Below are 20,838 nucleotides of genomic sequence, written 5' to 3'. Positions count from 1 at the left end.
AGACAAATCAAGAGAAAAACGATACAATAGATGTGGAATAATTGATCTAAAAAGGAGGAAGCGAATTGGAAAGAATTGAATACATCTCTTCCTGGCTGAAAGAAAAAGATTATCAATTAGCTTTTATTCATTCGAAAGAGAATGTCTTTTACTTAACAAACTTTTATACAGAACCTCATGAACGGTTGATGGGTGTGTTTGTCTTTCAGGATGAAGAGCCGTTTTTTGTTTGTCCGCAAATGGAGGCAAGTCAGGCGAAAACAGCCGGTTGGACATCTGACATCATTGGGTATGAAGATCATGAAAATCCGTGGGAACTGATCTCAGCCACTTTGAAAAAACGCAACTTGCAATTTGAAAAAGTAGCAGTCGAAAAAGAAACGATATCACTCTTGCGTGTAGACATGTTGAGAACTGTAACAAATGGTGCGGATTTTGTTTCTGTAGAAGACAAACTAAACGAACTTCGTGTTGTCAAAGATGAAAAAGAAATTAGCATTCTTCGTGAGGCGGCAAAACTTGCGGATTATGGAGTTGAAGTGGGAGCTAATGCTTTAAAATTAGGTATTTCTGAAATTGAAGTTGTTGCTAAAATCGAATATGAATTAAAGAAAAAAGGAATTCAAGGGATGTCATTTTCGACAATGGTTCTGTTCGGTGAGAAATCAGGTCAGCCCCACGGGAATCCAGGGAGCAGAACGCTCAATACCGGTGATTTTGTCCTGTTTGATTTAGGGGTCATCATTGATGGATATTGTTCAGATATTACGAGAACGCTTGTCTATCAACAGGTCAACCAACAGCAGAAAGATATTTATGAAACAGTTCTTCAAGCTGAACTGGCTGCACTTCAAATGAGCAAGCCAGGGGTGAGAATAGGGGATCTTGATTTGAAAGCACGTGGCATCATCGAAAACGCAGGGTTCGGAGAATATTTTCCACACCGTCTTGGTCATGGGCTCGGGATTTCAGCGCATGAATACCCATCGATGAGCCATAACAATAACGGACTACTAAAAGAAGGAATGGTCTACACAATTGAGCCAGGTATCTATGTGCCGGAAATCGGTGGTGTTCGAATCGAAGATGATGTACTTATCACTTCAGACGGAGCTGAGACACTGACCCGTTATCCGAAACAGTTAACAGTGATTTCATAAAGAGTGTTAATCATTGTGACCCTATAGAGTAAAACAACTCTACAGGGTCTTTTTGTGTGTCAATCTTTAGAAATAAAAAAATCATCAAAAGAACGGAACGGTTTGACTTTATGTTTTTCGTTAAGCGGTTTCATTGCCGCCTTTGCTGATACAACAATCGTTATACATAAGAGGATCAAAATAAAGATAGCCATTTTTTCCTCTCCTTTCCCATTAGAGCGTGATCAGTACCGGTACGGTTTTATCTTAAAGTGTGAAATGCATACCATAGCAAGCCTTTAATTTTTTTTGCTATGAAAATCGTTATGTTTTATGATCTAATGGGTGTGAAGTTTCGACATTTTTCATCAAAATTTCTAAAAAAAAATTGACGCGCTTTCATGAGTCTTGTACGATATGATAGATCGAATGACAAAGGAGTTGAGGATCGTGAATAGATCCTTCACGGTTGAAAAGGTGCTCAACAACAACGTATTAATCGCACTTCATGAAGATTATCGTGAGGTTGTCTTGATTGGAAAAGGGATCGGTTTTGGAAAAAAGTGTGGAGATCTTATTGAACATGAGAATTATGAAAAAATGTTTGTTCTAGAAGATGATAAAGAGCAAACCCAGTATAAGAAACTCCTTTCGTATGTTGATGAAAAAATGGTTGATATCGCCAATGACGTGATTTATCATGTTGCACAAAAAAGTGGCCAGCCGTTAAATGAACATATTCATGTCGCTTTGACAGACCATATCGCATTTGCGGTTATGCGCCTAGAAAAAGGGTTTGATATGAAAAATCCATTTTTGCTTGAGACAGAATCGCTTTATCCAAAAGAATATGAACTTGCCAAAGAAGCTGTTGAGATGATCAATGAACAGTCAGACATCAAGCTTCCAGAAGGAGAAATCGGGTTTATTGCCCTTCATATTCACAGCGCTTTGACGAACCGACCTCTGTCAGAAGTAAATCAACATTCACAGTTAATTTCAAAGCTTGTGCAAATGATTGAAGACGCTTTCGAGATGAAAGTAAATAGAGAAAGTGTTAATTATTTGCGGTTGATCCGCCATCTGCGATTTACAATTGACAGAATTAAACGGGAGGAACCGATCCAAGAACCAGAAAAATTAATGTTGTTGTTGAAAACGGAATATCCATTATGCTATAATACTGCTTGGAAGATGATCAAGGTCTTGCAGCAAGCGCTCAAGAAACCTGTTCATGAGGCAGAAGCCGTTTACCTGACATTGCATTTGTATCGTTTGACTAATAAAATTTCATAACGCCTTTATAACGTGTTACTGATTCGATCAGGCATGAGTGAAAAAAGGGAAGAAATGAAGACGCTGTCTTTTATTTCTCTATACCCATATTCACTCATGCCTTTTTTGTGTTCTGTTGATGAAATGTAAACGGTTAAAATGTTAAAAAATGCCTTTTGAATATGTTGTAATGAAATTTTGCAGCAAGGTCAAACTACCCTAGAGGAGGTAATAAAACTATGTTTAAATCATTTTTTGGCGTTCTACAAAAAATCGGGCGGGCGCTCATGCTCCCAGTTGCTATTTTACCAGCTGCAGGGCTTCTGCTAGCAATTGGTAATGCAATGCAAAATGAGCAAATGTTTAAAGTTGCACCGTTTTTAAAGCATAATGCAGTTCAATTGGTTGCAAAAGTGATGGAAAGTTCAGGAGACGTCATATTCTCTAACTTAGCATTGCTATTTGCTGTCGGGGTTGCAATCGGTCTTGCAAATGGAGACGGTGTTGCTGGTATCGCTGCTATTATCGGCTATCTTGTGATGAATGTGACGATGAGTGCGGTGTTAATTAAAACTGGCTCAATACCTGAAAAAGCAATTGAAAGAGCACATTTTTTCGCTGAAAACCACCCGCAATATACGACAATGCTTGGAATACCTACATTAGCCACCGGGGTTTTCGGCGGGATCATCATTGGTGTTCTCGCAGCTGCGATGTTTAATCGCTTTTACAGAATTGAACTACCGCAATATTTAGGTTTCTTTGCCGGTAAACGTTTTGTACCGATTATTACATCTGTCTGTGCATTGATCCTTGGTTTGCTTATGTTGGTGATCTGGCCGCCAATTCAAGGAGGATTAAACAGCTTTTCAACAAACTTGCTTGCTGCAAATGAAGCGTTTGCTGCCTTTGTCTTTGGAATCATTGAACGTTCATTGATCCCATTTGGTCTGCATCATATTTTCTATGCTCCGTTCTGGTATGAATTTTTTGATTATACCAATAAGGCTGGAGAATTGGTCCGCGGTGATCAAAGAATTTTCATGGCGCAAATTAAAGATGGCGTTGAATTGACAGCGGGTACATTTATGACTGGTAAATTCCCGTTTATGATGTTTGGACTTCCTGCTGCAGCACTTGCGATTTATCATGAAGCAAAACCTGAAAGCAAAAAACTTGTTGCCGGTATCATGGGTTCTGCTGCATTAACATCTTTCTTAACAGGGATTACTGAACCGATTGAGTTCTCATTCCTATTTGTTGCACCAGTCCTTTTTGGAATTCACTGTATCTTTGCCGGCTTATCATTTATGTTAATGGATATATTAAATGTCAAAATCGGAATGACCTTCTCAGGCGGTTTGATCGATTACTTCCTGTTTGGTATTCTGCCTAACCGGACAGCTTGGTGGCTCGTTATTCCTGTCGGGTTAGCACTGGCGGTCATTTATTACTTCGGATTCAGATTTGCGATTCGCAAATTTAACTTAAAGACACCAGGACGTGAGGATGCAGCTGCTGAACCAGCTTCTGAAGCTGGCAAGCCAATAGGAGATCTTCCTTATGAAATTTTGACTGCCATGGGTGATAAAGAAAACATCAAACACCTTGATGCTTGTATTACAAGGTTGCGTGTAACGGTCAACGATCAGAAGAAGGTTGATAAAGAGCGCTTGAAAAAACTTGGTGCTTCAGGAGTCCTTGAAGTCGGAAATAATATTCAAGCGATTTTTGGACCAAGATCTGAAAACTTAAAATCACAAATGCTAGATATTATGGCAGGACGTACACCACGGCCTGTGAAAGTATCTCCAGCTAATGAAGTCGAACAACAAATTGAAGATGTCATGGTCGAACCTCTGCAAAATGAAGCGGGTGAAGAAGTATTTGTTTCACCGCTTGCTGGTGAAATTCACCCAATTACAGATGTTCCTGACCAAGTATTCTCAGGAAAAATGATGGGTGACGGATTCGCAATTCTTCCATCAGAAGGCACTGTTGTCTCACCTGTCAGAGGGAAAATTATTAATGTCTTCCCGACAAAACACGCGATTGGTCTTCAATCTGATGGCGGTAGAGAAATTTTAATTCACTTTGGAATCGATACAGTAAGCCTGAAAGGTGAAGGTTTTACATCGTTCGTTTCTGAAGGTGATCGGATTGAGCCAGGGCAAAAACTGCTTGAAGTCGACATTGAGAATGTGAAAGATAAAGTTCCATCATTAATGACACCTGTTGTATTCACAAACCTTAAAGAGGGTGAAAGTGTCAATATTAAGGCAAAAGGAACTGTCACACTCGCTCAGGAAGACATCATCAGTATATAAATTTTCACAAAATAGCCGTACTTGTCAGATGACACGTACGGCTGTATGATATAATATTGTGAATGTACTATAGCTTTAATTAAAAGGAGATTGATAAAAAATGGCACAAAAAACATTTAAAGTAACTGCAGATTCAGGAATTCACGCGCGTCCAGCGACAGTTCTTGTACAAACAGCAAGCAAATATGATGCTGATATTAATTTGGAATATAACGGAAAAACCGTAAACCTTAAATCAATTATGGGTGTTATGTCACTAGGTATTGCAAAAGGAGCTGAAATTACGATTTCTGCTTCAGGCGCTGATGAAAACGATGCACTTTCTGCTCTTGAAGATACTATGAAAAGCGAAGGACTTGGCGAATAATGCTTGAAATGAAAGGTATTGGTGCTTCAGCCGGTATTGCGATTGCAAAAGCATACCGGCTTGAGGAGCCGAATTTAACAGTTGAAAAGAAAAACATCTCTGATTTTGAGGCAGAAGTCAAACGTTTTGAAGAAGCTATCGAACAGTCCAAAAAAGAGCTTGAAACAATTAAAAGCCACGCTTTAAAAGAGCTTGGTGAAGATAAAGCCGAAATTTTTTCTGCACATTTATTAGTATTAAGCGATCCAGAACTTTTAAACCCTGTGAAGGACAAAATTAAATCTGATTCTGTTAATGCAGAATTTGCTCTCAAAGAAACAGCTGACATGTTTGTGTCAATGTTTGAATCGATGGACAATGAGTATATGCAGGAACGTGCAGCTGATATTCGTGACGTCACAAAACGGGTCACAGGACATCTTCTCGGTGTTGACATTCCAAATCCGAGCCTGATTTCTGAAGAGGTTATTATTGTAGCTGGAGACTTAACACCGTCTGATACAGCCCAATTAAACCGTCGTTTTGTGAAAGGATTCACAACAGATATCGGTGGACGAACTTCACATTCAGCGATAATGGCACGTTCATTGGAAATTCCAGCAGTTGTTGGAACAAAAGTAGCAACGAAGGAACTTCAAAATGGTGTGCTTGTGATTGTTGATGGTATAAATGGCGATGTGATCGTTGATCCTTCACAAGAGACAATTAAACAATATGAAGAAAAACATCAAAGCTTTTTAGCACAAAAAGCTGAGTGGGCCAAGCTTGTCAATGAACCAACGGTTACAAATGACGGTCACCATGTCGAACTTGCTGCCAACATTGGAACACCTGATGATGTAAAAGGTGTCTTGGAAAATGGAGGCGAAGCAGTCGGACTTTACCGTACAGAATTCCTATACATGGGCAGAGACCAGCTTCCAACTGAAGAAGAACAATTCGATGCTTACAAAACGGTTCTTGAGCGTATGGAAGGTAAATCTGTTGTCGTACGTACATTGGATATCGGTGGTGACAAAGAGCTTCCATATTTAGAACTACCAAAAGAAATGAATCCTTTCTTAGGGTACAGAGCGATTCGTCTTTGCCTTGATGAACAGGAGATTTTCAGAACACAATTGCGTGCGTTGTTACGGGCAAGTACATATGGAAACCTGAAAATCATGTTCCCAATGATTGCCACTGTCAACGAATTTAAAGAAGCAAAAGCTATTCTTTTAGAAGAAAAAGCTAAACTTCAAGCAGAAGGTCAAACTGTTGCTGATGACATTGAAGTTGGTATGATGGTTGAAATTCCAGCTTCAGCGGTTATTGCTGACCAATTTGCAAAAGAAGTTGACTTCTTTAGCATTGGAACGAACGATTTGATTCAATATACAATGGCTGCTGACCGGATGAATGAACAAGTTTCTTACCTTTATCAGCCATATAACCCTGCCATTCTTCGCTTAATTACAATTGTAATTGAAGCGGCCCATAAAGAAGGAAAATGGGTTGGAATGTGCGGCGAAATGGCCGGTGACGAAATTGCGATCCCAATTCTTTTAGGTCTTGGTCTAGATGAATTCTCAATGAGTGCAACTTCGATTCTTCCGGCGAGAACACAGATCAGCAAACTTTCTAAAAAAGAGACAGAATCTTTTAAAGAACAAATTTTATCGATGAGTACGACAGAAGAAGTGGTCCAATTCGTAAAAGAAAACTTCCACCTGTCTTAAATCATCTAACAAACCAAAAACCTAGACGGCATCATGCCGTCTAGGTTTTTTATTTTTCTGGAATGAGTCTTTCACACTTGGGGATAATACAGGTAGCTATTAGGAAGGAGAATGTCTCATGAAAGATGGTATTCAGGCTGGGGATCAAGTCTATGTCATTTACCGTAATCCCCACGCTGCAAATGTTGCCAATATTAAAGAAGCAGAAGTTGTTGAGCACCCACTTCATGATGGTGAGCTGGCTTTGTTTTTATATGATACATATCATGCGCTGGCTGATGATGATGCTGTATTTTCTTCTTATGAAGAGGCCGAACAGCTTTATCGTCATTTATTTGATGAGGCCTAAAAACAAATGAAAAAGGATGTGTCTGTTTTTAAATGGTTAAACCGTTTGTACCCCAACTTGTATATATTGAACCAAGGGCTTTAGAATATTCGCTCGGCAGGGAATTAAGGGACAAATTTATCGATATGGGTGTTGAAATAAGGGAAACGACATCTCATAATCAAGTCCGTAATATACCGGGAGAAGGTCATTTTCAAAAATACCGAAATGCAAAATCTACGTTAGTCATTGGTGTTAGAAAAACATTAAAATTTGATTCCTCAAAGCCATCGGCTGAGTTTGCCATACCGTTTGCAACAGGCTGTATGGGTCATTGTCACTACTGTTATTTACAAACAACGATGGGAAGTAAGCCATATATTAGAACATATGTTAATGTTGAAGAGATTCTTGAACAGGCTGATCAATATATGAAAGAACGTGCTCCTGAAGAGACTCGTTTTGAAGCTTCTTGCACATCTGATATCGTTGGAATCGATCATTTAACACACACATTAAAACATGCGATTGAACACTTTGGAAAAACAAATCTAGGTAAATTGCGGTTTGTAACAAAATTCCATCATGTTGACCATTTACTTGATGCCAAACATCATGGAAAAACGCGGTTTAGATTCAGTGTTAATGCAGACTATGTCATTAAACATTTTGAACCAGGTACATCACCGCTCGACAAACGGATTGAAGCAGCTGTAAAGATTGCTGAAGCAGGTTATCCGCTTGGTTTTATTATTGCGCCTATTTATATTTATGACGGATGGCGTGAAGGCTATAGGTTATTACTGGAAAAATTAGATGATGCCATTCCGCTTCACCTCAGAAAAGATATCACGTTTGAAATGATTCAGCATCGATTTACGAAGCCAGCAAAAAGAGTCATTGAAAAAAATTATCCTAAAACAAAACTAGAACTTGATGAAGAAAAACGTCGCTATAAATGGGGAAGATATGGAATCGGAAAATATATATACCAAAAGGAGGAAGAAACTGAACTCCGTGAAGCCTTAGAATCCTATGTAGATGGCTATTTTCCAGAGGCGAAGATCGAATACTTCACATAACATGCAGCTTTAGCTGCATATTTTTTATGTCTTAAATATTAAAAATAAAAGCCGATAAAAAAGGTACGAAGGCGTAAGTAGAGGAGGGATTTAGCATGTTTAAAAAACTGCACATGAAAATTGCTGGTTTTGTTACAATCATTTTGGTTTTAACGGTTCTTATTCTTCAATTCTCAACAACATCGATCTTAAAGTCGATGCTTCAAGATGAGGCAAAGGCTTCAACGTCAAGTATTCTTGGTTCACTTAAAGGGAATATCGAACTTCAACTGAAAAGCTATGAAATGACCTTGGAACGAATCGGTTCCGGAAAAATGGCCACTTCGTTTTTAAATAAAAAGGATAAAAAAACAACAGAATTGATCAATGACGAGTTAAAACAGATCAAGGACAAAGATGGCTATGTCAATTTAGCATACATTGGTACAGATCAAAAGGAAATGGTTACATTCCCGAAAGTTACATTTGACAAGGGCTATGATCCAACTGCAAGACCATGGTATAAAGCAGCAGCAGAAACCCCTGACCAAGTCATATGGACAGAACCATATGAAGATGCAGCGACTAAACAGATGACCATTACGGCAGCAAAAGCAATTGTTGTCAACAATCAAGTAAAAGGTGTTGTCAGTTTGGACCTGTCATTAGATTCAATGAACAAAATCATTAAAAATCAAAAAGTTCCTTATGACGGTACTGCATTTATCATTGATAAAACTGGAGTAGCAGTCGCACACCCTTCAAAACAAGGAGAAGATTTATCAAAAGATAACATGTATAAAGAAATCCTCTCTGCTAAGGACGGGATTAATATTGGTGAAGAAAATGTCATTGCTTATCAGTCAATAGACGGAACAAGTTGGAAAGTAGGGGCGGTATTTCAATCTGAAAAAGTGCTTTGGATAGCTAAAGAGATGAATAAAACAGTCATGATGATCTCAATCATTGCCTTAGTCGTAGCCATCATTCTTAGCTTCTTCATGGCCAAAACGATTACCGGACCGATTAAACAGTTGATTTCCAAAACAAAAGCAGTTGCTGAAGGAGACTTAACAGTTCAAACAGTTGTCAAATCAAAAGATGAAATCGGAATGTTAGCAGAAGATTTTAATAAAATGGTCGAAAATATGAAGGATATGATCATAAAAGTCAAGTCTTCCTCAGAACAAGTATCTGGGTCAACGAATCAACTGACTGCAATCTCAGATGAAACAGTATCAACAAGTGATCAAATTGCAAAAGCAATCGAAGAAGTGGCAACAGGTGCTACTGAACAGGCAGCAGAAGTTGAGACGATTAACGAAAAATCAGAGAAGATGTTTGTCAAAGTGAAAGAAATTGAACACCATGCCGACAGCATTCAAAAGCTATCAAAAACATCAGAAGATGCAAGTTATAGTGGAATTGATGCGCTTGGACAGTTGTTGATGAAATCGAATGAAGCGAATACTGAAAATAAGAAAGTTGAACAAATGCTTCAGAAATTAGAAGAAAAAACGAAAAACATTGAAGAAGTTGTGACGGCTATCTCAGCAATTTCTGATCAAACCAATCTTTTGGCACTTAACGCAAGTATTGAAGCAGCTCGTGCCGGTGAAAGCGGCCGCGGTTTTGCTGTCGTTGCAGATGAAGTCAGAAAACTAGCGGAACAATCAGCGACTTCTTCACAGCATATCAGAGAAACAGTGAAGCAAATTCAATTAGAAACAAAAGAAGCTGTATTAGCTATGACAGAAGCAAGCAAGATGAATGGCGAACAAAATAATATGATCCATGAGACAGGTGAAGCCCTGAACAAGATTACAGTAGAAATGCAATCTTTAGTCAATTCAATTGATCATGTTTATTCTGAAATTACTGCTATGAGTGGAGAGCAACAAAAAATGACCGACTCCATACAAAGTATTTCAGCCATTTCACAACAATCTGCAGCAGCAGCAGAAGAAGTCAGCGCGTCGGCAAACGAGCAGCTGACAGCATTAGAAACGATTGCAAAATCAACAGAGTCTCTAAACAAGGCAAACAAAGATTTAGTCGATGCAATTCACAAATTCAACATTTAGTAGATGAGCAATCACCCTTTAACTCCCTTTCATACAGACAGATGAAAGGGGGTTTTTTTATGTCCAAGGGGACAGATCCTTACTTTATTGAACGACATGTTACAATATAAAAAGAAAGGAGCTGATGATTGATGGATCTGGAACTGAAAGGAAAGACGGCGCTTGTAGCGGCAAGCAGCAAAGGGCTGGGAAAAGCGATTGCCACCGCTCTTGTTGAAGAAGGTGCAAATGTCGTGTTATCTGGTAGACATGAAACAGCTTTAAAGAACACTGCAAAAGAATTAACTGAGCTTGGTAATAATCTTGTCACATATCATGTTTGTGATCATGCAAACGCTGCTGAGATTAGTGAATTGGTTAAAAAAACAGCTGAGGTGTCAGGATCGATTGAGATGCTTGTCAATAATGTTGGCGGACCAAAAGGTGGAAGTCTATTGGATTTGACAGATGAGGATTGGATTCAATCATTTGAGTTGCACTTGCTCAGCTATATTCGCTTGATCCGTGAAACACTGCCCTATTTGCAGAAAAATGGCGGTCGAATCATTAATATTGCATCATCATCAGTTAAACAGCCAATCCCTGGACTTTTACTCTCCAACACCTTCCGAATGGGGATTGTTGGTCTGACAAAATCTCTAGCAGATGAATTGGCAAAGCACCGCATTTTAATCAATACGCTTGCTCCGGGAAGAATTGCTACAGACCGTGTGGCAGAGCTAGATCAGAAAATCGCAGAAGAATCCGGTTTATCACAACAGCAAGTGCGAGCAGACTTTGAGCACCGCATCCCTCTGGGGTTTTATGGAAAGCCTGAACAATTTGCACATTATGCAAGTTTTCTTTTATCAGAACGAAATACATATATGACAGGGCAAACGCTGTTAATAGACGGTGGAATGGTAAAAGCCATTTAAAGGGGAGGATCAAAATGGAAAAAACGGTCGGATTTATTGGTGTTGGTGTGATGGGAAATCGTATGGCTTCACATATCATGGCTGAAGGATATCGAACAGTTGTTTATACAAGGACAAAACAGAAAGCCGAAAATCTTTTGCGAAAAGGTGCCATTTGGAAATCTTCTATTAAAGAAGTAGCAAAAGCAGCAGATGTGATCATGACAATGGTTGGCTATCCGCAAGATGTTGAAGAGGTTTATTTCGGAAGTGAAGGATTGCTTGAACATGCTAAAGAAGGGTCATATTTGATTGACATGACCACTTCAAAACCTTCGCTTGCCAAACAAATTGCGAGAGCTGCAAAAGTAAAATTACTGCATGCATTGGATGCCCCAGTTTCAGGAGGAGATATTGGTGCCCAAAATGGAACATTGGCGATTATGGTTGGTGGGGACCGAGAGGCATATGAAGCATGTCTTCCGCTTTTTTCTATCATAGGTGAAAACATTCAATATCAAGGACCGGCAGGCAGTGGTCAACATACAAAAATGTGCAATCAGATTGCCATTGCCTCAGGGATGATCGGTGTTGTGGAGGCAATGGTATATGCGAAAAAGGCAGGACTTGATCCTGAACATGTATTAAAGAGTATAACAACAGGTGCTGCGGGAAGCTGGTCACTTTCCAATCTTGCACCAAGAATGCTTAAAGGGGACTTCCAGCCTGGCTTTTACGTAAAACATTTCATTAAGGATTTGAAAATTGCCCTTGAAGAAGCAGAAGTGATGGGCGAGAAAATGCCGGGACTAGAGCTTGCCAAAACCCTTTATGAGAGACTTGCCGATCAAGGTGAAGCAAACAGTGGCACACAAAGTTTATTCAAACTTTGGATTGATGAAAAATAAACGGAACACCACTTGCATTCCCGGTGGAAAGCAAGTGGTGTTTTTATGTCCCTGACAAAAAAAGAGAAACGAAATAGGCTTTTGATCCGTCCTATTAAAGTAGTAAAATTAAAAATTGTAAACGATAAAAATCATTTTTAACAAAAAATTCACATCATGAAGGGAGAGAATGTTCAGTGACGAAACCTGGACTTGATCCTGTTGAGATAAAAAGATCTAGACGTTCCCGTCTCTGGCGGATTAATCTGTATTTCTTTGCTGTATTCAGCTTGTTTGCTGCACTCATCATCAAACTAGGGGTTGTACAAATTGTCAAGGGTGAAGACTATGAGGAACAAGCTACAAGAATCGATGCAAAAGTGGCTACATACCCAGCTCCACGTGGGAAAATGTATGACAGATACGGGCGTGTTGTCGTTGATAACCAAAGTGTGCCAGCCATCACGTACACGAACATGAAAGGCACAGAAACAAAAGAAAAAGTAAAGATAGCAGCAAAACTTGCAAAGCTGATCGATATTGACACCTCATTTTTGAAAGAGAGAGATTTAAAAGACTACTGGATTGCCACACATGAAGAAGATGCAACTAAACTGTTGAGTGATAAAGAGAAAAAGTTTAACGCTAAGAAAACATATGCACTTCAAATTGAGCGTGTTCCTGAAAATGAAATTAAAGCATTGAAAAAAAATAAACAAGAGCTTGAAACGGCTGCTTTTTTCAGAAGGTTTTCCGGTGGATATGCCTATGAACCACAGATCGTCAAAGCGATGAATCCGAAAAAATCCTCTAAAGATAGCGACAAATTGCTAGATGAAAAGTCTTCCAAGCAGTTGCCTGCCCAAGATTTAACTTATGAAGAAGTATCGCGCGTGTCTGAGCATTTGGAAGAGTTGCCAGGGGTCGATGTGATCATGGACTGGACGCGCAAATATCCATATGAAAAAACACTGTACTCTGTACTTGGCGGTGTCACAACACCTGAACAGGGACTGCTCAAAGATAGAGAGGATTTTTATTTGACAAGAGGATATGCAAGAAATGACCGAGTCGGCAAAAGCTATCTTGAGTATCAATATGAAGAATATTTAAATCCGAAAAAAGCAAAAGTGCAATACAATGAAAACAGAGCCGGCAAAGTCGTTGGCCAAGAAACAATTGATGAAGGAAGACGCGGCTATGATCTGCAACTATCTTTTGATATCGAACTGCAACAGAAAGTGGAAAAAATCATTGAAGATGAGCTGAATCGGTTCCGTGGTTCCAATCCTATGCTTGACAGAGCCTTTGTGGTGATGATGGATCCGAATAATGGCGATGTCTTATCAATGGCGGGAAAGCAAATTGTGGACGGCAAAATCACCGATTATGCGATCGGTACATTTACGACCCAGTATGAAATGGGGTCAGCTGTTAAAGGCGCGACAGTGCTTGCCGGTTATCAGGACGGGATGCCACATGGGCAGTACTATACTGATAATGGAAAACTAGTTTTTTCAGGAGATTTAAAAAAAGGATCGTGGAAAACGGGCGGCTTCGGTCCTATTAATGAAGTTACAGCACTTCAAAAAAGTTCAAACATTTATATGTTTTATGTGGCGATGAGGATTGCAGGACTTACATATAAACCGCACGGTCCCCTTCCAGCAGATCTTGAAGATTTAAAGAAAATGAGATATTATTACAATCAATTTGGGCTTGGTGTGAAAACAGGGATTGACTTACCACATGAATCAGCTGGGATGCAAACAAATCCAAAAGTGGTCGGAGGACTTCTTCTTGATGAAGCAATTGGACAGTTTGATACATATACACCGCTGCAGCTTGCACAATATATGTCAACAATTGCAAATGGCGGATACAGGGTGCAACCGCGAATCGTCAAAAGTATCCATCAGCCTGAAAGTGAAAAGCTTGGACCTGTTATTGAAGAACGATCACCAAAAGTTTTGAATCGAATCAATAATTCTGCTAGTGACATTGAAAGAGTTAAAATAGGCTTAAAAAAAGTAACACAAGCAGGAGGAACAGCGGCCACATTCTTCAAATCGTATGATGTAGCAGGCAAAACCGGAACAGCAGAAACAAACTATTACGGTGAAAAAAAACAATACTTTGGAAATGCAATAGACAATATCACATTTGCCGGCTATTATCCATCAGAACATCCAAAGGTTACCTTTAGTGTTGTTGTTCCATCTATTGATGATGATACAAAGATGAATAAAATAATCGCTGAGAAAGTCATCAGAGCCTATGCAGATTTGCAAAAAAAACATGACAAACATTAACAAAAAAGAACACGGATTTCCGCCGTGTTTTTTTGTTAATGTTTAAAACCCCTCAGAATAGTTTAGATTCGTCATATTAAAGTAGTAAAATTTAAAATTGTCACGCTGATAATAAAAATGTTAAAATATAATTTTAATATAAATATCGACATGATAAGGGAGAGAATGTTGAGTGACGAAACCTGGACTCAATCCTGTTGAAATAAAAAAATCTAGACGTTCCCGCCTCTGGCGGATTAATCTGTATTTCTTTGCTGTATTCACCTTGTTTGCTGCACTCATCATCAAGCTAGGCGTTGTACAAATTGTCAAGGGTGAAGACTATGAGGAACAAGCTTCAAGAATCGATGCCAAAATTGCCACATATCCGGCTCCACGGGGGAAAATGTATGACAGATACGGACGTGTTGTCGTTGATAACCAAAGTGTACCGGCCATCACGTACACGAACATGAAAGGCACGAAAACAGAGGGAAAATTGAAGACAGCAAAAAAACTGGCAGATCTGATTGATATTGACACCTCATTTTTGAAAGAGAGAGATTTAAAAGACTACTGGCTTGCTAAGCATGAAGAAAAAGCTGCGGGTCTCTTGAGTGATAAAGAGAAAAAATTAAGGGCTAAGGAAACATATGCACTTCAAGTGAAGCGTGTTCCTGAAAGCGACATTAAAGCGCTGAAAAAAAATAAACAAGAACTTGAAACGGCTGCTTTTTTCAGAAGGTTTTCCGGCGGATATGCCTATGAACCACAGATCGTCAAAGCGATGAATCCGAAAAAATCCTCTAAAGATAGCGACAAATTGCTAGATGAAAAGTCTTCCAAACAGCTGCCTGCACAAGATTTAACTTATGAAGAAGTATCACGCGTGTCCGAGCATTTGGAAGAACTACCAGGGGTCGATGTGATCATGGACTGGACACGTAAATATCCGCATGAAAAATCACTGTACTCGATCTTAGGCGGTGTCACAACACCTGAACAAGGACTGCTCAAAGATAGAGAGGACTTTTATTTGACAAGAGGATATGCTAGAAACGACCGAGTCGGCAAAAGCTATCTTGAATATCAATATGAAGAATATTTAAATCCGAAAAAAGCAAAAGTGCAATACAATGAAAACAGAGCCGGCAAAGTCGTTGGCCAAGAAACAATTGATGAAGGAAGACGCGGCTATGATCTGCAACTATCTTTTGATATCGAACTGCAACAGAAAGTGGAAAAGATTATTGAAGATGAGTTGAATACGTTTCGCGGTTCAAATTCTATGCTTGATAGAGCGTTTGTGGTGATGATGGATCCGAATAATGGCGATGTCTTATCAATGGCTGGAAAGCAAATTGTGGACGGCAAAATTACCGATTATGCGATCGGTACATTTACGACGCAGTATGAAATGGGATCAGCTGTAAAAGGCGCGACAGTGCTTGCCGGTTATCAGGACGGGATGCCACACGGGCAACAATATTTTGACACAAAACTATACCCTGCAGGTATGCCGAAGGGTAAAGGCTCATACACTGGAAACAATATCGGCTGGGCTGACGAAGTTAGAGCGCTTCAAAAAAGTTCAAACGTCTATATGTTTTATGTGGCGATGAGAATTTCAGGGGTCACATATAAACGGAATGCCCCTATTCCAGCAGATCTTGAAGACCTAAAGAAAATGAGGTATTATTACAATCAATTTGGGCTTGGGGTGAAAACAGGGATTGATTTGCCGCAAGAATCAGCAGGGATTCAAACAACACCAAAAATGGTCGGAGGACTCATTCTTGATGAAGCGATTGGACAGTTTGATACGTATACACCGCTGCAGCTTGCACAATATATGTCAACAATTGCGAATGGTGGATACAGAGTGCAACCGCGAATTGTCAAAGGTATCCATCAACCTGAAAGTGAAAAGTTAGGACCTGTTATTGAAGAACGATCACCAACTGTTTTGAATCGAATTAACAATTCTGCTAGTGATATTGAAATTGTTAAAAGAGGTTTGAAAAAAGTAACACAACAGGGAGGAACTGCACACAATTTATTTGGAAAAAATGACGTATCAGGCAAAACTGGAACAGCACAGAAACCTTATTATGGTACAAATAAAAGCCGCTGGGGAGATATGTCATACAATCTAACCTTTGCTGGCTATTATCCGTCAGAACATCCAAAGATTGCTTTTAGTGTTGTTGTTCCATATCTTAGTAATGATAAAGCGCCAATCAGCAAAAACATTTCTAAGAGAATCGTCAATGCTTATGTTGATCTACAAAAAAAACATGACAAACATTAGACAAAAAAGAACACGGATTTCCGCCGTGTTCTTTTTTTGTTTGCAAATTTTGACGAAACCTAGAAGTTTTGAAGGAGATTTTTCGTATTTTAGCGAATCTTTTTAAACAAAATTGTTTTAATGAATGCTGGTCATGAATAAGGGTATAAAGGAGGGATATGATGGAACAAAAAACAAAACGTTTTGAGCAATATAAACCCCATGTGAATTTACAGGCAGTCCTATCAGCAAACGGCCGGTTTATCTATATATCTGCCAACTGCAAAGAGATGCTGGGCTACAAGCAAAACGAACTGATCGGTACGTATTTGAAGGACTATTTACACAAAGACGATCTTTTTCTGGTAGAAAGCTATTTTTACAATGAGCATCATTTGTTGCCATACACGTTTAGATTTGTAAAAAAAGATTACACATTGATTTGGATCGAAGCAGCGATTGATTTTGTGACGACACATGTTGGTGAAAAAGAGCGGGAAATTGTTCTCAAAATGAAAGTGTTTGAAGACCGTCCCTCTACTAAGAAGAAGAATTCTCATGAGGAGACCGGACCGGAAAAACCGGGCACAAATCCGGTCAAAGAAGAATTTCAAGCGATGATTGAAGGTTTACCCAGTCCTTTGTGTATCAGTGTTCAGGGGAAAATTGTCTATGTCAATGATGCCTTTGTCAGTCTTCTCGGAGCAGAACATAAACAGCAAATTATCGGTAAGTATTCCTACGATTTTATTGAGAAAGAGTATCATGACATTGTCAAAAATCGCATCATGAGAATGCAAAAAGGGCTTCATGTCGGAATGATCGAGCAGACATGGAAAAAGCTGAATGGTCAGCAAATCCATCTTGAAGTTAAAGCGGCTCCGACCGTTTATCAAAACCAAAAAGCGGAACTGATATTGTTGATAGATATTTCGTCAAGAAAGAAATTTCAAACGATATTACAAAAAAGCAGGGAACGTTACCAATTGCTGATCCAAAATTCGATTGACACAATAGCTGTTATTCATAAAGGCAAATGGGTATTCATGAATGAATCAGGGATTCGTCTGTTTGAGGCGAAATCATATGAAGATTTAATTGGCAAAAATATTGAAGAACAGCTTCATCATTGTGATCATGAAGAAGTGAAAGCAAGGCTGAAGCGAATCGTGGATCGAAAATCTGAATCTGAAATCATTAAACAAACTTGGCATACTTTTGGCAACCGTCTAATCTATACAGAGATGGTCTGTATTCCCACGACATTTTTCGGTGAAACAGCTGTTCAAGTCATCTTAAGAGATATTTCTGAAAGAAAACAGACAGAAGAGTTAATGGTGCGTTCTGAAAAATTGTCAATTGCCGGTCAGCTTGCTGCTGGAATTGCTCATGAAATTCGCAATCCACTAACAGCGATTAAAGGATTTTTACAATTGATGAAGCCAACAATGGAAGAAAACGAGGATTATTTTAATATCATTTTTTCAGAATTAAGTAGAATCGAATTGATTTTGAGCGAGCTATTGATGCTCGCAAAACCTCAGCAAAATGCATTACAAGAAAAGCTTGATTTGATCAAACTGATTCGCGAAGTAACGGCTCTCTTAGAAACACAAGCTAATTTGAACGGCATCATGATGAATACGAATCTCTCAGATGAAAAGGTTTGTATAAAAGGGGATCAAAACCAGTTAAAGCAAGTATTTATTAACCTAATAAAAAATGCTGTTGAATCAATGCCAGATGGTGGGACTGTTCATTTAAGTGTGACAGAAACGAAGCAAGCCGTTACCGTTATGGTTCAAGATGAAGGAAAAGGAATCCCCGAACATGTTCTCAAACGGATCGGTGAACCTTTTTTAACAACAAAAGAAAAGGGAACAGGGCTTGGATTAATGGTTACCTTCAATATTATTGAAAACCACAATGGCACAATCGAAATCGATACTCAAGAAGAAAAAGGCACAACGTTTGTTATATCTTTTCCAAAATAAAACAACGGCTCAAAAAGCCGTTGTTTATGTAGTCTCAATCGCCTGTCTTTTCTTGAATACAAATGATTCCAGTCGATCAAGTCCTTCCCGCAGTGTATCGGGTGAGTATGCATAAGAAATCCTCACATAACCTTCCCCGTATTTGGAAAACGAGCTGCCCGGTACAATCGCCAGTCCCTCTTCTTTTAGAAGTGATAAACAAAAATCAAAAGAAGGCATTTCAAACGATTTAATCGAAGGAAAGATATAAAATGCTCCTGACGGTTTAATGACATCAAGCCCCATTGTGACAAGTCTGTCATAAACATAGTCAAGCCGTTTTTTATATTGTTCCTTCATGATCAGTGAATCATCAACACCATTTGTGACAGCTTCTATGGCTGCTTTTTGGGAAATGGAAGAAGCGCATGATACATTGTACTGATGGACTTTTAAAATGTGTTTAGCCACCTCTTTTGGGGCAAACAAGAACCCGATTCTCCAGCCGGTCATACTGTGGGATTTGGAAAGCCCGCCAATCACAATGGTTTGATCCCTTAAAACGGAAGCAATTGAATGATGCGGCCTGTCAAAAGTGAGTTCACTGTATATTTCATCTGATAGAACAAACACATTCCGTCCTTTTAAAAGGGCGGCAATGTCTTTTAGTTCGTCTTCTGTAAGCGTCATTCCGGTCGGGTTTGACGGATATGAAAGCAGAACACATTTCGTTTTTGGTGTTAGAGCTTCCTCGATTAACTTAGCTGTTAATTTAAAGCCGTGAGATGTGGTGTCAACGATCAGTGGAGTGGCACCACACATCCTAATAATCGGTTCATAACCGGGATAAACAGGACCTGGAAGAATAACTTCATCACCCGGTGATAAAATCGTTCGAAGTGTTGCATCAATCGCTTGGCTCGCTCCGGTTGTAATGATAATTTCGCTATCTGCTTCATAATTTAACTCGGTTTTCTTTTTCATATATAATTGGACAGCCTGACGCAACTCCGGATATCCGGCATTATGCGTATATGATGTATCATTGTCATCTATCGCTTTTTTTGCAGCTTGCTTTACATGATGAGGGGTGAAGAAATCAGGCTGGCCAATTGTCAATGAAATGACATTTTCATACTGGGAAACGAGGTTTGAAAACTTACGTATCCCCGAAATTTCAATTTGTTTTACATTTGAATTTAGCAAATGTTCCATTTTTCATCACCTTAACAATATGATCTTTTATCTTAATTTTACCATCATTAGTTGAATTGTCATCTTTTAAGCCATGTATATGCAAAAAACAACATCACTAGAAGAAAAAAAGAAGACAATCAAGTGATTGCCTTTCAATACCCATATTCTGAATCAAGGTTTTCCTTCCAAGAGAGATAAGTTTGCTCAACATTTTCTGAACACGTCTTTACCATTTCTAAATAAATGGCTTTACTGATTTCTTCCATCACGGTGACTTCCTGATCTTTGATCATAATGATAGTTCCCATCATTAAACACCTTCCTTGTAAAAATCCTTCATTATTGTAACATGAAATCTTTGGAATTCAATGTCCATATTGTGAGCAAAACTTTAAATTTAGTTTAAAAAAATGTGATCGATATTGCTTCAAATCGGAAATTGTTAGTAACATATAAAGGTTAGGAGGTAGAAATTTGGAATTAAGTAAACATGGAACAGCTCCAACTTTAGATAGGAGTGAATATGCGGAGTTTGCTCCGCGTTTTTTAGCTTATTGTATTGATCTGATCCATTTCTCTGTTCATGAGTGTATTCATTGCAACGGAAGCTCTTGAAAAATCATAGAATCTTTGATAAGGCAAGCGGTTTTTTGGAATGTGTTCTTCATGCATTTGATCTTCATGGACACTCTTAAGGCTGCTGTCATGGTTTTTTCTGGGTGTATTATTTTTACACACTGATGGAATCATCGACATGGAAAGCAACAAACAGTAAAAGGGTAATGGGAATTCAAGTCGTAGATAAAGTAAAGAGAAGAAAAATTTCTTTTGGGACTGCTGTTGGCCGTTTTTTTGCAAAATAATGTTTATCCCATTTTTATTTTCGCTTTGTTTACTAAGCAACAGCAAACACTTCATGATCTTTTAGTTAAGACAATCGTTATAAAAAAGTAACTAGCACCTACTCAGAATGCTTACTATTGTTTCCAAAGTACAATAAAGGGG

16 protein-coding genes and 2 pseudogenes are annotated in these 20,838 nt (G+C 38.9%); 14 read left to right on the top strand and 4 right to left on the bottom strand.

Translation table 11 applies throughout. From position 1 onward, the window contains the following. The first annotated feature begins 65 nt into the window (after window positions 1-65). Window positions 66-1,160 carry a M24 family metallopeptidase gene (locus PDT38_RS05195; RefSeq protein ID WP_270799503.1) on the top strand — a complete coding sequence of 365 codons (1,095 nt, stop codon included), beginning with the start codon at window positions 66-68 and terminating at the stop codon, window positions 1,158-1,160. 59 nt (window positions 1,161-1,219) lie between these two features. Here the strand turns inward: PDT38_RS05195 and PDT38_RS05190 are convergent, their stop codons facing one another. Further along, a complete protein-coding gene (locus tag PDT38_RS05190; protein ID WP_270799501.1) occupies window positions 1,220-1,354 on the bottom strand; it encodes a hypothetical protein in 135 nt (44 codons plus the stop codon). 214 nt (window positions 1,355-1,568) lie between these two features. On the opposite strand from PDT38_RS05190, the gene glcT reads away from it, so the two are divergent. The 13 genes and pseudogenes from glcT (at window position 1,569) to PDT38_RS05130 (ending at window position 18,657) form a co-directional block, all read left to right on the top strand. Next, entirely contained in the window at window positions 1,569-2,435 is an 867-nt protein-coding gene (gene glcT / locus PDT38_RS05185; protein ID WP_270800144.1) for a glucose PTS transporter transcription antiterminator GlcT, read from the top strand. A gap of 218 nt (window positions 2,436-2,653) precedes the next feature. Further along, complete coding sequence (ptsG, locus tag PDT38_RS05180; protein ID WP_270799499.1) at window positions 2,654-4,741, top strand: glucose-specific PTS transporter subunit IIBC; 2,088 nt, start codon at window positions 2,654-2,656, stop codon at window positions 4,739-4,741. A gap of 100 nt (window positions 4,742-4,841) precedes the next feature. Continuing rightward, the gene (locus PDT38_RS05175) at window positions 4,842-5,108 is read left to right on the top strand and encodes a phosphocarrier protein HPr (protein WP_026586744.1); all 267 of its coding nucleotides are present in this window, start codon (window positions 4,842-4,844) and stop codon (window positions 5,106-5,108) included. Continuing rightward, window positions 5,108-6,826: a phosphoenolpyruvate--protein phosphotransferase gene (gene ptsP, locus PDT38_RS05170; RefSeq protein WP_270799497.1), complete on the top strand. Its 1,719-nt coding sequence runs from the start codon at window positions 5,108-5,110 to the stop codon at window positions 6,824-6,826. The genes PDT38_RS05175 and ptsP overlap by 1 nt, the downstream gene beginning before the upstream one ends. A 118-nt stretch (window positions 6,827-6,944) precedes the next feature. After that, the gene (locus tag PDT38_RS05165) at window positions 6,945-7,175 is read left to right on the top strand and encodes a transcriptional regulator SplA domain-containing protein (RefSeq protein WP_270799496.1); all 231 of its coding nucleotides are present in this window, start codon (window positions 6,945-6,947) and stop codon (window positions 7,173-7,175) included. Window positions 7,176-7,207: 32 nt separating this feature from the next. Next, on the top strand, window positions 7,208-8,236 hold the full coding sequence (gene splB / locus PDT38_RS05160) for a spore photoproduct lyase (RefSeq protein WP_270799494.1): 1,029 nt from the start codon (window positions 7,208-7,210) through the stop codon (window positions 8,234-8,236). 95 nt (window positions 8,237-8,331) lie between these two features. Further along, window positions 8,332-9,357: pseudogene (locus PDT38_RS19385) on the top strand (cache domain-containing protein); the annotation flags it as partial. Then, window positions 9,352-10,299, top strand: coding sequence for a methyl-accepting chemotaxis protein (locus PDT38_RS19380; protein ID WP_394356241.1), 948 nt, complete (start codon window positions 9,352-9,354; stop codon window positions 10,297-10,299). The pseudogene PDT38_RS19385 and the gene PDT38_RS19380, both read left to right, overlap by 6 nt. A gap of 131 nt (window positions 10,300-10,430) precedes the next feature. After that, complete coding sequence (locus tag PDT38_RS05150; RefSeq protein WP_270799491.1) at window positions 10,431-11,216, top strand: SDR family oxidoreductase; 786 nt, start codon at window positions 10,431-10,433, stop codon at window positions 11,214-11,216. Between the two features lie 14 nt (window positions 11,217-11,230). After that, a complete protein-coding gene (locus PDT38_RS05145; RefSeq protein WP_270799490.1) occupies window positions 11,231-12,103 on the top strand; it encodes an NAD(P)-dependent oxidoreductase in 873 nt (290 codons plus the stop codon). A 176-nt stretch (window positions 12,104-12,279) separates the two neighbouring features. Continuing rightward, on the top strand, window positions 12,280-14,394 hold the full coding sequence (locus PDT38_RS05140; RefSeq protein WP_270799489.1) for a peptidoglycan D,D-transpeptidase FtsI family protein: 2,115 nt from the start codon (window positions 12,280-12,282) through the stop codon (window positions 14,392-14,394). Window positions 14,395-14,566: 172 nt separating this feature from the next. Beyond that, entirely contained in the window at window positions 14,567-16,684 is a 2,118-nt protein-coding gene (locus PDT38_RS05135) for a peptidoglycan D,D-transpeptidase FtsI family protein (protein WP_270799488.1), read from the top strand. 161 nt (window positions 16,685-16,845) lie between these two features. Further along, window positions 16,846-18,657 (top strand): PAS domain-containing protein, encoded by a 1,812-nt coding sequence (locus PDT38_RS05130; protein ID WP_270799487.1) that lies wholly within the window; start codon window positions 16,846-16,848, stop codon window positions 18,655-18,657. Here the strand turns inward: PDT38_RS05130 and PDT38_RS05125 are convergent. From PDT38_RS05125 to PDT38_RS19565, 3 genes and pseudogenes are all read right to left on the bottom strand, one after another. Then, window positions 18,638-19,851: pseudogene (locus PDT38_RS05125) on the bottom strand (aminotransferase A). The gene PDT38_RS05130 and the pseudogene PDT38_RS05125 overlap by 20 nt on opposite strands. A gap of 134 nt (window positions 19,852-19,985) precedes the next feature. Beyond that, the gene (locus PDT38_RS05120; RefSeq protein ID WP_270799484.1) at window positions 19,986-20,141 is read right to left on the bottom strand and encodes a hypothetical protein; all 156 of its coding nucleotides are present in this window, start codon (window positions 20,139-20,141) and stop codon (window positions 19,986-19,988) included. A gap of 238 nt (window positions 20,142-20,379) precedes the next feature. Next, window positions 20,380-20,736 (bottom strand): hypothetical protein, encoded by a 357-nt coding sequence (locus tag PDT38_RS19565; RefSeq protein WP_270799483.1) that lies wholly within the window; start codon window positions 20,734-20,736, stop codon window positions 20,380-20,382. Window positions 20,737-20,838: the final 102 nt, after the last annotated feature.

It is taken from the genome of Bacillus changyiensis, from assembly GCF_027706145.1.
GTDB lineage: Bacteria > Bacillota > Bacilli > Bacillales > Bacillaceae > Bacillus > Bacillus changyiensis.
The sequence above is the reverse complement of the archived record's forward strand: the minus strand, read 5'-3'. Positions and strand labels throughout refer to the sequence as shown.